General features: G+C 66.0%; 16 protein-coding genes. All 16 read right to left on the minus strand.

Annotated features, from left to right (window positions below):
- Positions 1–3 precede the first annotated feature (3 nt).
- Complete coding sequence (locus tag QMX81_RS05535) at positions 4–1,383, minus strand: FliI/YscN family ATPase (protein ID WP_121036743.1); 1,380 nt, start codon at positions 1,381–1,383, stop codon at positions 4–6.
- A complete protein-coding gene (locus QMX81_RS05540) occupies positions 1,380–2,015 on the minus strand; it encodes a FliH/SctL family protein (RefSeq protein WP_282259446.1) in 636 nt (211 codons plus the stop codon). The genes QMX81_RS05535 and QMX81_RS05540 overlap by 4 nt, the downstream gene beginning before the upstream one ends.
- Positions 2,012–2,998, minus strand: a complete 987-nt coding sequence (gene fliG / locus QMX81_RS05545) for a flagellar motor switch protein FliG (protein ID WP_026070041.1) — start codon at positions 2,996–2,998, stop codon at positions 2,012–2,014. The genes QMX81_RS05540 and fliG overlap by 4 nt, the downstream gene beginning before the upstream one ends.
- Before the next feature lie 13 nt (positions 2,999–3,011).
- Positions 3,012–4,652 (minus strand): flagellar basal-body MS-ring/collar protein FliF, encoded by a 1,641-nt coding sequence (fliF, locus tag QMX81_RS05550; protein WP_282259448.1) that lies wholly within the window; start codon positions 4,650–4,652, stop codon positions 3,012–3,014.
- A 12-nt stretch (positions 4,653–4,664) separates the two neighbouring features.
- Complete coding sequence (gene fliE / locus QMX81_RS05555) at positions 4,665–5,027, minus strand: flagellar hook-basal body complex protein FliE (RefSeq protein WP_121036746.1); 363 nt, start codon at positions 5,025–5,027, stop codon at positions 4,665–4,667.
- A 295-nt stretch (positions 5,028–5,322) separates the two neighbouring features.
- Entirely contained in the window at positions 5,323–6,819 is a 1,497-nt protein-coding gene (locus QMX81_RS05560) for a sigma-54 dependent transcriptional regulator (RefSeq protein WP_121036747.1), read from the minus strand.
- A complete protein-coding gene (locus tag QMX81_RS05565) occupies positions 6,816–7,193 on the minus strand; it encodes a response regulator transcription factor (protein ID WP_026070040.1) in 378 nt (125 codons plus the stop codon). Before QMX81_RS05565 ends, QMX81_RS05560 begins: the two co-directional genes overlap by 4 nt.
- A gap of 14 nt (positions 7,194–7,207) precedes the next feature.
- Positions 7,208–8,620 carry an RNA polymerase factor sigma-54 gene (gene rpoN / locus QMX81_RS05570; protein WP_121036748.1) on the minus strand — a complete coding sequence of 471 codons (1,413 nt, stop codon included), beginning with the start codon at positions 8,618–8,620 and terminating at the stop codon, positions 7,208–7,210.
- 263 nt (positions 8,621–8,883) lie between these two features.
- Positions 8,884–9,516 (minus strand): response regulator transcription factor, encoded by a 633-nt coding sequence (locus QMX81_RS05575; protein ID WP_121036749.1) that lies wholly within the window; start codon positions 9,514–9,516, stop codon positions 8,884–8,886.
- Between the two features lie 87 nt (positions 9,517–9,603).
- Positions 9,604–10,185 carry a PilZ domain-containing protein gene (locus QMX81_RS05580; RefSeq protein ID WP_282259455.1) on the minus strand — a complete coding sequence of 194 codons (582 nt, stop codon included), beginning with the start codon at positions 10,183–10,185 and terminating at the stop codon, positions 9,604–9,606.
- Positions 10,182–10,478 (minus strand): hypothetical protein, encoded by a 297-nt coding sequence (locus tag QMX81_RS05585; protein ID WP_121036751.1) that lies wholly within the window; start codon positions 10,476–10,478, stop codon positions 10,182–10,184. The genes QMX81_RS05580 and QMX81_RS05585 overlap by 4 nt, the downstream gene beginning before the upstream one ends.
- Complete coding sequence (fliS, locus tag QMX81_RS05590) at positions 10,475–10,891, minus strand: flagellar export chaperone FliS (protein ID WP_121036752.1); 417 nt, start codon at positions 10,889–10,891, stop codon at positions 10,475–10,477. The genes QMX81_RS05585 and fliS overlap by 4 nt, the downstream gene beginning before the upstream one ends.
- A gap of 128 nt (positions 10,892–11,019) precedes the next feature.
- A complete protein-coding gene (gene fliD, locus QMX81_RS05595; protein ID WP_121036753.1) occupies positions 11,020–12,402 on the minus strand; it encodes a flagellar filament capping protein FliD in 1,383 nt (460 codons plus the stop codon).
- Between the two features lie 454 nt (positions 12,403–12,856).
- Positions 12,857–14,101 carry a flagellin gene (locus tag QMX81_RS05600; protein ID WP_282259461.1) on the minus strand — a complete coding sequence of 415 codons (1,245 nt, stop codon included), beginning with the start codon at positions 14,099–14,101 and terminating at the stop codon, positions 12,857–12,859.
- An 81-nt stretch (positions 14,102–14,182) separates the two neighbouring features.
- Entirely contained in the window at positions 14,183–15,406 is a 1,224-nt protein-coding gene (locus QMX81_RS05605) for a flagellin (RefSeq protein ID WP_282259463.1), read from the minus strand.
- Between the two features lie 72 nt (positions 15,407–15,478).
- Positions 15,479–16,711 carry a flagellin gene (locus tag QMX81_RS05610; RefSeq protein WP_282259465.1) on the minus strand — a complete coding sequence of 411 codons (1,233 nt, stop codon included), beginning with the start codon at positions 16,709–16,711 and terminating at the stop codon, positions 15,479–15,481.
- Positions 16,712–16,736: the final 25 nt, after the last annotated feature.

Below are 16,736 nucleotides of genomic sequence, written 5' to 3' on the forward strand. Positions count from 1 at the left end.
GGCTTAACTCTCTGGTTCCACCAGCCGCTTGAGGGCGGCCTGACTGTGCGGCAGGTCGGCGGCTTTGCCGACGTCCTGGCCGAGGAATTCAACAATGTCCGACCAGCGCTCCAGCGCCTCGTCGGTCGCCGGGTCGTTGCCGCGCTGATACGCACCGATCGCGATCAGGTCGCGGTTGGACGAATACGCCGAGACCAGCCGCTTGAGCTTGCGGATGCGCAGCCGCCACGGCTCGTCGGCGATTTCCGTGACCACGCGGCTGACCGAGGATTCCACGTCGATGGCCGGGTACAGACCGCTGTCGGCGACGCGGCGCGAGAGCAGGATGTGGCCGTCAAGAATCGCGCGTGCGGCATCGGCGATCGGATCCTGCGGATCATCGCCTTCGGTCAGCACGGTGTAGAACGCGGTGATCGAGCCGCGGCCCTTGGCACCGTTGCCGGCTCGCTCGACCAGGGCCGGCAGCTTGGCGAACACGGACGGCGGATAGCCGCGCGTGGTCGGCGGCTCACCGACCGACAGGCCGATTTCGCGCTGGGCCTGCGCGAAGCGGGTCAGCGAATCCATCAGCAGCAGGACGTTCAAGCCCTGGTCGCGGAACCACTCGGCGATCGCGGTCGCGCGGTAGGCACCGTGCAGGCGGGCCAAGGGCGGGCGGTCGGCCGGGCTGGCCACCACCACGGCGCGGCGCAGGCCTTCTTCGCCCAGCGTGCTTTCCACGAAATCGCGGACTTCGCGGCCACGTTCACCGATCAGGCCGACCACGATGACATCGGCGGCGGTGTAGCGGGTCATCATGCCCAGCAGGGTCGATTTACCGACACCGGAGCCTGCGAACAGGCCGACGCGCTGGCCACGGCCAATCGGCAGCAGGGCGTTGATCGCGCGCACGCCCACGTCCAGCGGCTGGGTGATCGGCTCGCGTGCGAGCGGGTTGATCGAGACGCCGGCCATGCCGACGGTACCTTCGGCGCGGATCGGGCCCTTGCCATCCAGCGGCACGCCGTCGCTGTCGATCACGCGCCCAAGCAGGCCTTCGCCCACTTCCACGCCGCCACGGCCGAGCGAGGGCACCACCCGCGCATTGGGCAGCAGGCCGTGCAGTTCGGCGCTGGGCATCAGGTAGGTGCGTTCGCCGGCGAAGCCGACCACTTCGGCATCGACCCAGCCACCGTCGGCCACTTCGACCTTGCAGCTGGCGCCCATCGGCGCTTCACAGCCGACTGCTTCCAGCGTCAGGCCGACCGCACGGCGCAGCACGCCTTCGCGGATCAGGCCGCGGCCATGGGCGGTGTCCGGGCGGATGTTGTCCAGCCGCGAAGCCAGCCGCAGGTTGCGTGCGGCAGTCCAATCGGCGGGCGGGGGCAGGGTCTCGGTGTTCATGGGGTGGTTCCGGCTTTGCGGATGACCGCATCCAGGGCGCCGCGCAGGCGAGCGTCGAGCGTGCCGTCGATGCGCACGGCCTCGGCATGCACGCGCAGGTCGCCGCGGCTCAGGCTCAGATCCGGCGTCAGGCGCTGGTTCGGGGCCAGGTTGAGCACCGGCGCCAGCGCAGCGATGTCGTCCGGATGCAGGCGGACTTCCACGTCGCGGCTCGCGCCACCGACGGCATCCAGGGCCTCGTTGACCAGCTGCGCCAGCAGTTCCGGTTCGGCCTCGTAGGCACGCCCGACCAGGTTGCCGGCCACCCGCACCGCCAGCTCGCCCAGTGCGGCGACCACCTCGTTCTCCAGCCGCACCAGTGGCCGGCTGAAGTTGTCCAGGATGCCTTCGATCTGGGCGATCAGCCGGCGCACTTCCGCTTGGCCCTGGGCCAGGCCTTCGGCGTGACCGTGATCAAAGCCGTCTTTCTCGGCGTTGTCCTGGATCGCCTGGATTTCTTCCAGGGTCGGCAGCTGCAGCAGCGGTTCCGGCTCGTGGTCCGGATCCGGTTCGGTGAGTTCGAACTGCTGTTCCGGCGGCGGCTCGGGCACCGCCAGCAGGTCCGGGGCAAGCCAGCGCACGGCGTTGTTCACAGCATGGCCTCCGCGTTGCCGCCAATGGTGACGGTGCCTTCATCGGCCATCCGCTTGACGATCGCCAGGATCTCGCGCTGCGCCACTTCCACATCGGACAGGCGCACCGGGCCGCGGGCCTCCATGTCTTCGAGCAGGATTTCAGCGGCACGCTGGGACATGTTGCGGGTGATCTTGTCGCGCACCTTGATGTCGGCGCCGCGCAGGGCCAGGCCGAGGCGCTCGCCGCTGACTTCGCGCAGCACCAGCTGCAGTTCGCGGTCGTCCAGGTCCACCAGATCGTCGAACACGAACATCAGGTCCTGGATGCGGCCGCTCAGCGGGGCATCGATGCGGGCGATCTCACCGAGGATTGCCTGGTCCTGGCCGCTGTCCATGAAGTTCAGGATGTTGGCCGCACACTGCACGCCGCCCACGTTGGATGACTTCAGGTTCTGGTTGCCGGCGAACTGGCGCTCCATGATCTCGTTGAGCTCATTGAGCGCGTTCGGCGGAATGCCATCCAGCGTGGCGATACGCAGCAGCACGTCCACGCGGGTGCGTTCGGGCAGCAGCTTGAGCGCGTCGGCGGCCTGGTCGGTTTCCAGGTGGGCCATCACGATGGCGATGATCTGCGGGTGCTCGTTGCGCACCAGGTCAGCCACGGCACGCGGATCCATCCACTTCAGCGCGTCCAGGCCGGTGGTGTTGCGCCCCAGCAGGATGCGGTCGATCAGGCTGCCGGCTTTTTCGGTGCCCAGCGCCTGCACCAGCATGTTGCGGATGTAGTCGTCCGAGCCCACGCCCAGCGAGGTCTTGGAGCCCAGCTCGCTGCCGAACTGGTCCATGACCCGCTCGACCTGCTCGCGGGTGATGTCGGTCATGGTCGCCATGGCGATGCCGATCTTCTGGACTTCCTTGGGCTCCATGTGGCGCAGCACTTCGGCCGCGTCCAGTTCACCCAGCGAAAGCAGCAGGACGGCGGCGCGCTGAACGCCGGTCAGCGGGGGAGGTGCATCAATCATTGGCCACCCAGCCCTTGACCACCTGGGCCACGCGCTTGGAATCGGTCTTTACAGCTTCACGCGCCATGCGCAGTCGTTCCTCGTAAGAGTCCACCGGCAGCGCCAGCGGTTCATGTCCGGCCGCGTGCAGGCGCTCGCTGCCGATCGCCGGCAGCCCTTCGCCATCGTCGACCAGCTGCACATCGGCACTATGGGGTTCCAGCTCGTCATCGTTGGACTTGGTCTGGCCGGTGATCGAGCGCAGCGCCGGGCGCAGCACACCGAACACCAGGGCCAGCACCACGATCGCGCCGAGCAGCAGGCGCAATGCGTCCTGCACCTGCGGCAGCTCCCACCACTTCGGCCCTTCGACCGGGGTGACTTCGCGCACGAACGGGGCATTCATGACCGAGACCGTGTCGCCACGCTCGGCATCGAAGCCGACCGCCTGCTTGACCAGCGCTTCGATGCGGGTCAGCTCGGCCGCCGAGAGGGCCTGGTCGGCCATCTTGCCGTTGGCACCGGCGCGCGGCACGTTGTCCACCAGTACCGCCACCGAGACGCGCTTGATGCGGCCGGCTGGCTGGCGGGTGTGCTGCAGGGTGCGGTCCAGCTCGTAGTTGCGGGTCGCGCTCTTGGAGGATTCCGTCGGCGCCTGCGCCGTGGCCGGCGCGGCGGCCGGGCCGGGCGGGGTATTGCTGGCCGCGCCGGGCACGCCCTGCGGACCGGGCACGTTGCTGCTGTTTTCGCTCATCTGCTCGCTGCGCAGCTTCTGCGGCTCGCCGTTGTAGAGCTCACGGGCTTCTTCCATCACCGAGAAGTCCATGTCCACGCTGACTTCCGGGTTGACGCGGCCGGGACCGGTCATCGGCTCGAGCAGCTCGCGGATGCGCTGGTTGAACGAGGTTTCCTGGCGGCGCACCTGCTCGAACTGCGCGGCGTTCATGGCCGCTTCGCTGTTCGGGTCGGAGACGCTGAGCATGCGCCCGCTCTGGTCGACCACGGTGACGCGCTCGGGCGCCAGGTCCGGAATGCTGGCCGCGACCATGTGCACGATCGCATCGATCTGGCCGCGTTCAAGCTGCTGGCCACCGCGCAGCTCCAGCACCACCGAGGCGCTGGCCACGTCACGCTGGCGGGTGAAGGCGCTGGGCTTGGGAATGGCCAGATGCACGCGCGAATCGCGGACCGGGCGCAGCGTGTTGATGGTGCGGGAAAGCTCGGTTTCCAGCGAGTGCTGGTAGCGGGCGTTTTCCATGAACTGGCTGACGCCGAAGCCGGGGTCACGCTCCATCAGTTCAAAGCCCAGGCGGCCGCTGTCGGTCAGGCCGGAGCCGGCCAGCTTCAGGCGGGCATCGTGCAGGTTCTTTTCCGGCACGGTGATGCCGCCGGTGGCGGGATCCAGCTGGAAGGGAATCTGTGCCGCGCGCAGCAGGTCGGTGGCCTCGGCCGTGGCCTTCTGGTCCAGACCGGTGTACAGGGGCACCATGCCCGGCTTCTGCGACCAGAAGAACACGAACAGCCCTGCCGCCACGGCCACGGCGATCATCGCCATCAGGCCGAGCCGACGGGTGATCTGCAGGCTTTGCAGCCGGTCGAACCACTGCCCAGCCTTTTCGGTGTTCAGCGATTCTTTGGAGAGCGACAGGGCCATGCGTTTCTATCCTTACAGCGGCATGTTCATCACGTCCTGATAAGCCTGGACGAGACGGTTACGGACTTCCACGGTGGCGCGGAAGGCGATCTGGGACTGCTGCGAGGCGACCATGACCTTGGCCAGGTCCGCACCGGGTTCACCCAGTTCGAAGGACTTGGCCAGGGCGCCGGATTTCTGTTGCGCATCGTTGACGCCGGCGATGGCGCCCCGCAGGGTTTCGGTGAAGCTGGGGCCCTGGATCTCCTGGGGGGATACCAGGCCCTGGATGGCATTGCTGCGCGGCACCTCCGTCAGCGGGCTGACGGTGGGCTGGCCCATCTGGGTCTGGAAGGTGCGGATCTGAGAAAGGATCGAGGTGACGGAGTGCGACATCTGGAACGTTCCGAAGCAGGGGTGGGTTACACGGGAATACGTTGCAAGTGCTGTGCCGAAACGGATGAGTGGTTCAGTTTTGTAGGGGTGGCGCGGGTTTGCGTATTCAGCGGCGCCTGCAGGCGCGGCCGTGATGTTCGTGAGGCGCCGGGGAGCGGCCGAGCGGCGGTGTGACGCGCTGGCGTGCCGGAGAGTCGACGCCGGAAAACCGGCGGAGGTTGCGCGATACGTGCGAGCAGAACCACAAAAAAGCCCGGGACATGCCCGGGCGTCTGGTTTCCATGTGTTGATCGGCTCAGCCAGCCAGTTCGGTCTGGTCGCGTTCGATGCCGTACTTGCGCAGCTTTTCCACCAGGGTGGTGCGGCGCAGGCCGAGCAGCTGGGCGGCGTGGGCGACGACGCCCTGGGTGCGTTCCAGCGCTTCGTTGATCAGGTTCAACTCGATGTTGGCCATGTGGTTGCGCAGGTCCAGGCCATCGTCGGGCAGGGCCGGCGCGCGGCTGACGGGGCCGATGCCGCTGTCCAGGGCCGGGGTGCTCTGGGCGCCCGGAGTGTGGAAGGAGAAGCTGCGCAGGTCGAGGCGTTCGTCGGCCACGGCGGCTGGCGCAGCGACGGCCACCGGCGCGGCGGCAGCGAAGTCACCGCGGTAGCGGGCCGGCAGGTCCTGCACGCGCACGTTGCCACTGGGGTGCAGCACGGCGAGGCGCTCGACCAGGTTGGTCAGCTCGCGCACGTTGCCGGGCCACTCGTAGGCGGCCAGGGCCTGCAGCGCTTCGCCGGTGAACCGCACTTCGCCACGCCCGGTACGGGCCAGCTGGCCGGCGATGGTGGTGACCAGTGCAGGCAGGTCTTCGCTGCGCTCGCGCAGGGCCGGCACATCGATCGGGAACACGTTGAGGCGATAGAACAGATCCTCGCGGAACTTTCCGTCGGCGATGCGCGATTCGAGATCGCGGTGGGTGGCGGCGATCACGCGCACGTTGCAACGGATGGTCTGGTTGCCACCGACGCGCTCGAAGCTGCGCTCCTGCAGCACGCGCAGCAGCTTGACCTGCATCGGCAGGCTCATGTCGCCGATTTCATCCAGCAGCAGGGTGCCGCCCTCGGCCATTTCGAAACGACCCTTGCGGGCGCTCAGTGCGCCGGTGAAGGCGCCCTTTTCGTGACCGAACAATTCGCTTTCCAGCAGGTCGGCCGGAATGGCGCCGCAGTTGATCGCCACGAACGGGCCGTCGCGGCGCGGCGAGCGCTGGTGGATCGAGCGCGAGACCACTTCTTTGCCGGTGCCCGATTCGCCCAGCACCAGCACGGTGGTGTCGAACGCGGCGACCTGTTCGATCATCCGGCGCAGCTGGGTGACGGCCGCGCCATCGCCGGTTGGCCCCTGGTCCTGCACGGCGCCGGCCTGGTGCTCGGCATCCAGGCGCTTGAGGCTGGCACGGCGCAGCAGGCCTTCCATCTGCGCGTGGCGCAGCGGCGCTTCCAATGGCCACACATTGGCCTCGTGCAGGCCGAACTGCTGGGCGAAGGCAGTGGTGTCGCCGTCGATCAGCATCACCGGCGGGGGCAGGGCACCCTTGCCCAGCCAGGCAAACAGCGCGTCGCTGCGCTCGGAAGTGTCCAGCCCACCGATGATCGCGGCCATCCAGTCGTTCGGGCGGTGGCGGGTGATGTCGAAATCGTTGGCATCGGCCACCCAGCGCGGGTTGAAATCCATGAACTCCAGCAGGGCGACGGTGCGCTCGGCGCGGACGGCGTCGTTGTCCAGTACCAGGATGCGTGATTCGCTCATGATCCGTTCCCCTTCAGGCCTTCCAGGATCGGCATCACTTCCTGGATGTAGGACAGCTTGCTGACGAAGTTGTCGGCCCCGGCGCGCAGGGCATGCTCGCGGTGTTCGGCGTCATCGAAGTGGCTGGCGATGACGATGTACGGCGCGTCATCCTGGGATTTGATCAGGCGGGTCGCCTGCAGGCCGCCCATCTCCGGCATGGCCAGATCCATCAGCACCACCTTCGGGCGCAGCGACTCGGAGCGTTCGATCGCTTCCAGGCCATTGGCGGCGCTGCCGATCACATCGAGCCAATCGACCTTGCGGAAGTGGCGCATGGCGGCGTTGATGAAACCCTCGTGGTCGTCGACCAGCAGGACGGTGAGCTTGTTCATGTCTTCCATTTCCTTCAGCCCACCCGGGCCAGGAGGTGCGGGGTGCTGGCATGGCTGCGGCGGCGTTCGCGCGCCGGGGCGATGTCCAGTTGTTCGCGGTATTTTGCAACGGTACGGCGGGCGATGTTCACCCCTTGGCGCGAAAGCAGGCCGGCGATGGCTTCATCGGCGAGCGGGCGCGCCGCCGGTTCGGATTCGATGAGACGGCGCACCATGGCCTTGACGGCCTGGCCGGAGACGCTGGCACCTTCCAGGCGCACCGCGAAGAAGTGCTTCAGCTCCAGCGTGCCGCGCGGGGTCTGCAGGTACTTGCCGGTGGTGATGCGCGAAACGGTGGACTCGTGCATGCCGATCTCGTCGGCCACTTCCTTCAGGGTGAGCGGCGCCATGGCTTCTTCGCCACGGGTCAGGAAGCCGGCCTGGCGTTCGATGATCACGCGGGCCGTGCGCAGCAGCGTGTCGTAACGCATCGACAGGCCGCGGGTCAGCCAGCGCGCTTCCTGCAGCATGTCGCGCAGTGGCTGTGCAGCTTCGCTGGTCTCGGCCAGGGCCTGTTCGTACTGCGGGTTGATGCTGAGGCGGCGGCTGGTGGCCGGATTCAGCGCGACGCGCCACTGGCCATCGGCATGCCAGGCGACCACGTCCGGAATCACCACGCCATTGCTGTCCGGCAACAGGCTCTCGCCCGGGCGCGGCTGCAGCGACAGGATCAGCCGGACGGCCTCATGGATGTCGGCGACCTCGGCGTCCAGCTGCTGGGCCAGGGCCGGGTAATCGTGTGCGGCCAGCGCGGTCAGGCCGTCGTCGAGCACACGCTGGGCGAGGTGGCGGGCCGGCACGCGGCCGGGCAGGGCGCGCAGCTGCACGCTCAGGCATTCGTACAGGTCCTGCGCGGCCAGGCCGATTGGATCGCCGTGCAGGATCTGCTGGCGGACCGCTTCCACACCGGCAGCGTCCACATCGCAGCGCGCACTGGCGAGCAGGGTCAGCTGGGCAAGCGGGGCATCCAGATAGCCGGCGTCGTCGCAGTGCTCCAGCCAGAAACCGGCCACGGTCAGTTCGCGGTCATCCAGCTCCATCGCCAGGCGCTGCAGGGCACGCAGCTGCGGATCGGAGGATTCCCCGGCCGCCACGCGCTGCATGCGGTCATCGTCACCGTCCTGCCAACCGGCACCGGCCACATCCCACATAGTGCTTTCGGGCAGTTCGTCGAAGGCGGCCACGTCCTGGGTGGTGGTGGCTTCGGCAGTCTCGGCGGCCGCCGGCTCCGGGGCTTCTTCAATCTCGAGCAGCGGGTTGGTCTCAAGCGCGCGGCGGATTTCCAGCTCCAGCTGCATGCCGTCGAGCTGGAGCAGCCGGATCGACTGCAGCAGTTGCGGGGTGAGGTGAAGCTGCTGACCCATCTGGGTCGACATGGAGGCTTTCAAAGTGATGTCCCGTTCGCACCGACTCCCCGGTGCGTTATGGAACACATCTTGCTTCTCTTCCCGTACGCCGGGAATCAGGGGGTTCCTGAGTCGGGTCGTCAAATCCCTGACAGTGTGTAGGGGGAACCCCTACATCGGCGCGGTATTTTGACGGGTGTCCGGGGGCGAGACCTTGTCCTTCCGTGCCGCCGGTCGGGTCGGGCTTCAAAAATCCGTCGCCATGCGCGGCGGGCAAGGCCTGTGTGCCGGAGAACCGGCGCAGATCACTCCAGCTCGTGCTGGTGACGGGCGGCGAGCAGCACCAGATCATTGGCACGGCGGCAGCCCAGCGACTCCATCATGCGGGCGCGATGGGTCTCCACCGTCTTGACGCTGATGCCCAGGTCCGCGGCGATTTCCTTGTTGCTCTCGCCCTTGCCGATCTGGCGCAGGATCTCGCGCTGGCGCGGCGAGAGGGCTGCCACGCCCACCGGCTTTTCCCTGCCCAGCATCGGGGCAAGCATCTTGGCCGAGATCTGCGGGCTCAGGAACACCTGGCCGGCATGCGCGGCGCGCAGCGCCAGTTCGAGCTCCTGCGGGGCGGCATCCTTGACCACGAAACCGACCGCGCCCCGGTCCAGCGCATCACGCACGTGCACCGCGTCGTCGTGCATGGTCATCATCACCACGCGCGAGCCGGGCGTACGCAGCAGGATGTCGCTCAGGGCTTCCAGGCCGGTGCGGCCCGGCAGGGACAGGTCCATCAGGACGACGTCCGGGGAATGCTGCACGCTCAGTTGCAGCGCCTGTTCGGCGTTGCTGGCCTCGGCGATGACCTCGACGTCGGCAAAGCCCTGCAGCAGGCGGCTGAGGCCGGCACGGACCAGGGTGTGATCATCGACGATGAGAACGCGCACAGGCTGCTAGGGGAGCGGGGAGGCCGTCACCTTAACGGAGTGAAGGCCCACCGCCAAGCCGAATGCGTCACAGTCGCGAGCGTACGGTCAGCGCAATCGTCGTGCTTCGGCGATCTGGCGGCGGTGCAGGCGGAACAGATGCCGCTCCAGGGCCATCTCCAGCGCATCGCTGAGCCCTTCAAAACGCAGCCACAGGTAATGCGCGCCGGCGCCATTGGCGGCTTCGGCCACGATCACCACGGGCAGGTCGATGTCGTCGGGCAGCCAGTCGCAGGGCTGCAGGCGGATCACGCCCATGCTGCCTGGTGCGGCGCCACTGCGCGCGCCCTGTTCCAGGCGGATGCCACGGCGCGACCAGCGCAGGGGGCGCAGCGGCAGGTCCTGGCTGCTTTGCCGCACCAGCCGGCCCAGCAGCACCGTGACCAGATCCAGCTTGGCCTCCAGCCGCTGCACCTGCAGCGTGGCATCGCTGCGGTCGTCATGGCCGTCGTCGCCGCGGGCGTCTTCAACCAGCGCCACACTGCGCAGCAGGGTTTCGGCGGTGCCGGGGCGGATCACCGCGCTGCCGATGCGGAATTCGGCCGGCAGCGCCAGTTCGCAGCTCAGCGTCTCATCGAACAGCTCGCTTTCGGCCGGGTGATGGATGGCGCTGGTGCGAAGCTCGGTCATGACAGGGATTCTGCGGTCAGGTACGCCTGCGCGGCGCGAAGGGACTGGTGGCCGTTGTGGATGTGCCGGCTGGCCTCTTCGCGCTGCCGCATCATGAACAGCATGATGCGCTGCTGGCGTGCCTGCAGCGAGGACAGACCAGGAACATCGAAGCCGGCAGAGGGGCCGGCCAGGTAGTCACGCTGGGCCGCGTCGAGCGCATCCAGCTGCAGGCCCGCTTCGTCGAAGTTCTCGGCGTGCAGCGCGGTTTCCAGCGCATCCAGACGGGCGTTCAGCGCGCCAAGCGAGGTCACGGGGCGACCTGCGCGGTCTGGCGCTGCTGCTGCGGGATGGCATTCCAGGCCGCATCGATCTCGCCCAGCAGTTCAAGGGCTTCGGACAATGCGGCCGGATCGTTGTGCAGATTGGCTTCGGTCAACCGTTGCATCACGTAGTCATACAGCGAGGACAGGTTGCCGGCGATCTCGCCGCCGGCCTCATGGTCCAGCGAGCCATTGAGGTGGCCGACGATCGCGCAGACCTCGCCGATCGCCTTGCCTTTGCGTGCCTGGTCGCCGCGTTCCATGCAGGCCAGGGCAAGCCGAAGGCGTTCGCAGGCACCGGCCAGCAGCAACGCGACCAGCTTGTGCGGGTCGGCATCGGTAACCGAACTCTGCACGCCGACCTTGCGGTACTGCTCGGTGAATTGACGGTTGGAACCGTACATCAATCATGTCTCCTTCATGCGGGGCCGCGAGGTTCGCGACATCGTCGGCACCGGGTGGAGCCTGCGGGGTGTCCTGCCAGTGATATCGGCCGCGGACCGGTTCAACTTGAGTCCGCGGCCGGCATGCATCAGCCGCTGAGCTGGGAGAGCTGCGAGGTGAGGCTGCTCATGGTCTGGCTCATCTTGCTCATCAGGGCATCGAGCGCGAGGAACTGCTTTTTGTAACGTTCGGACACGCCTTCCATGCGGACATCCAGCGCCTTGCGGCGCTTGTCGATATCGGTCAGCGTGGTGTTGATGCTCTTGGTGCGCGAAACGAACGCGCCTTCCTTGCCGACGGTGGTGCTGACGTAGCCATCCACCATCGCAAACAACTTCGCCGCCGCACCGTCATCGCCGGTGAACGCCTCACGCACGGCGCCGCCCTGATTGACCAGGGCCGCGTCGAACTTGGCGGTATCCAGCACCAGGCTGCCATCAGCGTTGGGATAGGCACGGGTCTGCAGACCGATCTTCTTGGGATCCAGGCCGGCGGCCGAGAGGTCCTTGAGAATGCCGCCCATCATGCTGCGCAGCTGGCTGGAGGCGCCGCGCATCTGCGCATCGCCGGTCAGCGAGGAGGGCTCCTTGTTCTCGATGTCGTACTTGGTCGCGGTGTTGATTGCCGCGATCGCGCCGTTGTACGCCGTGACGAAGTCCTGCATCACCTTGCGTGCCGCGGCAACGTCGGTGGTGATGGTGACGGTGCTTTCGCCTTCCTTTTTCAGGTTCAGGGTGAGGCCGGGCACCACGTCAGTGACGGTGTTTTCGCTGCTGGTGATGGCCACGCCGTCGATGGTCAGCTTGGCGTCTGCGGCCGGTGTACGCTCCTTCAGGCTGGCAGCGAGGTCGGCCAGCTTGGTGTTGCCTGGTGAGGCAGTCAGCGTAATGGCGTTGGCGGCGCCCGACTTCTCCTGCGAGAGGGACAGAATCTGGTTATCGCCCGACGCGATGAGCGTGGCCTGTACGCCCGAGGCGCGGCCGGCTTTCTCGATCTTCGTCCGGATCGAGCTGAGCGTGTCGTCGGCTTCGACGTTGATGTCCAGCGTCTTCTGCTTGTCGCCGACGCCTACGGTGAGCGTCAGGGTTCCGGCGCCGAAGGTGTCTGTCTTCGGTATCGCGGTGTCCGAAATCAGCTTGTGTGCGGTAGCAAGCTTTTCCACATTGATCAGGTGCGTGCCAGCCGCAGCGGAGTTGGTGCCGCTGACCGTCAAGATCTCGTCGGTACCGGCTTTGCTGGCCGTGAACGTGCGTGCGTCGAACGCCGTATTGGCCTTCAGTGCCTTCAGTGCCGTATTCAGCGTGTCGAACGCGGATTTGACCGTGCCGATTGCCGAGAGCTGCATCTTGGCCTTGGACTGCTGCAGGTTCAGTGCGTTGTCCGCCGGCTTGCGATCGGCCGCCACCAGGCTGCTGACCATGCCGGAAATATCCAGTCCTGAACCGATGCCGCCGTAACCGAAGTCCGCCACGTTGTATCTCCTGTTTGTAGCCGCTGCCGTGAAGTCGCAGGGCGATGCCATCAACGAAAGTAGCGGCCGTAGCCGCCGGGTCTTTAGAACCACGTTGATGCAGGAGTTGTGCCAGCCAGGGCAAGGGCGGGTTTGGCACGCCGGTTGCAGGAGCCCTGGGGCAGGGGCGGCGGTCCGCGCCTCTGATAGGTGGTCTGTAAAAAACCCTCCTCCAATGCAGAGGAGGGGTCAGGCTACTGAAAAGCGGGGGGAGACGAAGCCACCCGGGGTGTTCAGTCAAACAAACAGCGCTGATAACAGTTCTGCCGCAGGGGCGGGCCATGGCCACGACGATGTGGCGACCGGGAGAGAGAGTCCGGTCCATGGCCATGGCCCGTTCCTGCGCATGCTTTGCGATGCCTCGTGTTGCCCGCGCCGCCGGCCGGAGCCGGCGGCGGGACGATGCAGCCGTGGATCAGCGCAGCAGGCTGAGCACGTTCTGCGGCACCTGGTTGGCCTGGGCCAGCATGGCCGTACCGGCCTGCTGCAGGATCTGGGTGCGGGTCAGCTCTGCGGTTTCCTTGGCGAAATCCGTGTCCTTGATGCGGCTGCGCGACGCGGACAGGTTTTCGGTCGAGGTCTGCAGGTTGGCCACCACCGAGGTGAAGCGGTTCTGGATGGCGCCGAGGTCTGCACGGGTGCTGTTGATGGAACCAAGAGCCTTATCAACGATTGTGATGGCCTGCTGAGCACTGTCGACGTCACTGATGTTGACATCGCTGAGCTGCTTAGCAGCAGGCGCAGTTGCGGTGCCGGCGATGGCGCTGGTGGTGAAGTTACCCCCAGTCGTTACGGCTGCCTTGATCGCGCTGAACTTGCCATCGCTGTCCACGCTCTCCTTCACCGAGGTGAGCTTGATCGAGTCAGTCGGTCGGGCCGGAGTCGCGGCGGCGTCTGCCGGCAAGAGCTCAGCATAGATGCCCGTCTCGCCGATCTTGCCGTTGATTGCGGCGATGGTTGCCTTGTTGGCTGCTGCCAAGTCATCTGCAGCAACGCCAGTGCTGACGAACGTGATGTCACCGATTGCCACGCCTGCGGTCGGCAGGCCGCCGCCCGTGAGCGTGGGACCCTTGATGGTCACTTCCTGGCCCGCCACGCCTGCCGTGCCGGCGGTGAGCGTCAGGGTGGCGCTGTCGAAAACGCTTCCGCCCAAAGCATTCGCCTTGGCGTCGACTACCTTGTCGATTGCAATGGCTTGGCCGGAATTCGCACCCACCTGGAACAGCTGGCTCGAGAACGAACCATCAAGCAGCTTGGTGCCGTTGAACTCCGACTGCTTGGCAACGCGGTCGATTTCGCTGACCAGCTGGGTCACTTCGGCCTGCAGGGCCTTGCGATCGCTGGCGGAGTTGGTCGCATTGGAGGCCTGCACAGCCAGTTCGCGGACGCGCTGCAGGTTGTTGCCGATTTCGCTCAGCGAACCTTCGGCGACCTGGGCCAGCGAGATGCCGTCGTTGGCGTTGCGGATGGCCACATCAGTGCCGCGGATCTGCGTGCCGAAACGCTCGGAGATCGCCAGACCCGCGGCGTCGTCCTTGGCGCTGTTGATGCGCGAACCCGACGACAGGCGCTGGATGGTGGTGGCCAGGGAGCTGCCGCTGGTGCTCAGGTTACGCTGCGCATTCAACGACATCGTGTTGGTGTTGATGACTTGTGCCATGGTGGTTTCCTTTGGCGGTGGATCATGAATCGATCGTTACACCTGCGCCGAGTGTTTCGGCGCAGGTGTTTGGAGTCCGGCTTAGCGCAGCAGGCTGAGAACGTTCTGTGGCACCTGATTGGCCTGGGCCAGCATGGCCGTGCCGGCCTGCTGCAGAATCTGGGTGCGGGTCAGTTCTGCGGTTTCCTTGGCGAAATCCGTGTCCTTGATGCGGCTGCGCGACGCCGACAGGTTTTCAGTCGAGGTCTGCAGGTTTGCAACCACCGAGGTGAAGCGGTTCTGGATCGCACCCAAGTCAGCACGGGTGCTGTTGATCGATTCCAGCGCCTTATCGACCACTTCGAGCGCACGTTGCGCACCCGTCACGGATTCGATCGAGAGGCCCTTCAGCACGCTGTCAGTCGTTGTGGTCGGGATGGTACCGGCACCGGCGCCGCCGTTGCCTGCCAGACCAACGTCATCCAGGTCGATCGCGGTTGCATCCGCGTTCGTCGAGTCAGCGGCGGTAGCGTCTACCGCAAATACTTGTCCCGCTTTGACCGAGGCCAACGTAATCGCGCCGTCCTTAACCGTGGCGTAGACTCCAGTTTCTCCGAGTTTGTTGTTGATCGCTGCGGCAGTTGCGGTGGAGATCGACTCGCCGTTCTTGACGCTGATGTCACCGATGGCAATCTTCTGCGCGGTACCACCTTCGGGAGTGATCGTGATCTGCAACTTAGACATGATCATGTCTTCTGTCGCGGCGTCGGCGGTAGCAGCCGTCCCGACGAAGTCCGTGGCGAACTTGGCAGCACCAAGCGCGTCAGACTTTGCATCTACGACTTTATCGATGGCAATCGACTGGCCGGCGTTGGCACCCACCTGGAACAGCTGGCTCGAGAACGAACCATCAAGCAGCTTGGTGCCGTTGAACTCCGACTGCTTGGCAACGCGGTCGATTTCGCTGACCAGCTGGGTCACTTCGGCCTGCAGGGCCTTGCGATCGCTGGCGGAGTTGGTCGCATTGGAGGCCTGCACAGCCAGTTCGCGGACGCGCTGCAGGTTGTTGCCGATTTCGCTCAGCGAACCTTCGGCGACCTGGGCCAGCGAGATGCCGTCGTTGGCGTTGCGGATGGCCACATCAGTGCCGCGGATCTGCGTGCCGAAACGCTCGGAGATCGCCAGACCAGCGGCGTCGTCCTTGGCGCTGTTGATGCGCGAACCCGACGACAGGCGCTGGATGGTGGTGGCCAGGGAGCTGCCGCTGGTGCTCAGGTTACGCTGAGCATTCAACGACATCGTGTTGGTGTTGATGACTTGTGCCATGAGGAAGGGTCCTTGAGCAGTTGCACGTGAGTTGGGTTAGCCGCCCCTGACGTGCTTCAGGGGCGTCGCATGTCAGCGCTGCAACAGGCTGAGCACGTTCTGGGGAACCTGGTTGGCCTGGGCCAGCATGGCGGTGCCGGCCTGCTGCAGGATCTGGGTACGGGTCAGTTCCGCGGTTTCCTTGGCGAAATCGGTGTCGCGGATCCGGCTCCGCGAGGCCGACAGGTTCTCCGAGGAGGTCTGCAGGTTGGCCACCACCGAGGTGAATCGGTTCTGGATCGCGCCGAGGTCGGCGCGGACGCTGTTGACGGATTCCAGCGCCTTGTCAACGATTTCCAGGGCCTGCTGGGCGCCTTCGGCCGTGTTCACATTCAAATCCTTGACGAAGCTGGCGGTTGCGCCGTTCAGGCCGCCGCCATCTCCACCGGTGGAGTCCGCCAGTCCGACATTTGCGAAGGTGGCTGCCACCGGGACCGCGCCGGGAACCGTCGATACCGGACCGGCTGCAGCGAGTTCGAAGGTCTGACCCGCTTTGACCGAGCTGAGGCTGATCACACCTGCATCGACCTTTGCCAACACACCTGTTTCGCCGATCTTGCTGTTAATGGCAGCTGCCGTCGCCGCGGAGATCGACTCGCCCGCTTTCACCGTGATGTCGCCGATGTTGACCTTGACGGCAGTGCCGCCCGGGGGGGTGACTTCGATCTGCAGCTGAGAATAGACAGAATCGACGGTGGCCTTGTCGTTCGCAGCGAGGCTGGTACCGGTGTAAACATTGGCGAAGGTTGCCGCACCGAGCGAGTCTGCCTTGGCATTGACCACGCTGTTGATCGCGATCGACTGCCCTGCGTTCGCACCCACCTGGAACAGCTGGCTGGTGAAACTGCCGTCGAGCAGCTTGGTGCCGTTGAAGTCGGACTGCTTGGCGACGCGGTCGATTTCGCTGACCAGCTGGGTCACTTCGGCCTGCAGCGCTTTACGGTCGCTGGAGGAGTTGGTGGCATTGGAGGCCTGCACGGCCAGCTCACGGATGCGCTGCAGGTTGTTGCCGACTTCGCTCAGCGAACCTTCGGCGACCTGGGCCAGCGAGATGCCGTCATTGGCGTTGCGGATCGCGACATCGGTGCCGCGGATCTGGGTGCCGAAGCGCTCGGAGATTGCCAGGCCAGCGGCGTCGTCTTTTGCGCTGTTGATGCGCAGGCCCGACGACAGGCGCTGGATGGTGGTAGCGAGCGAGCTGCCGCTGGTGCTCAGGTTGCGCTGAGCGTTGAGCGACATCGTATTGGTGTTGATTACCTGTGCCATGGGTCGTCTCCCTTATTGGAATCCC

This window comes from Stenotrophomonas sp. PS02301, assembly GCF_029959485.1.
GTDB classification, from domain to species: domain Bacteria; phylum Pseudomonadota; class Gammaproteobacteria; order Xanthomonadales; family Xanthomonadaceae; genus Stenotrophomonas; species Stenotrophomonas maltophilia_Z.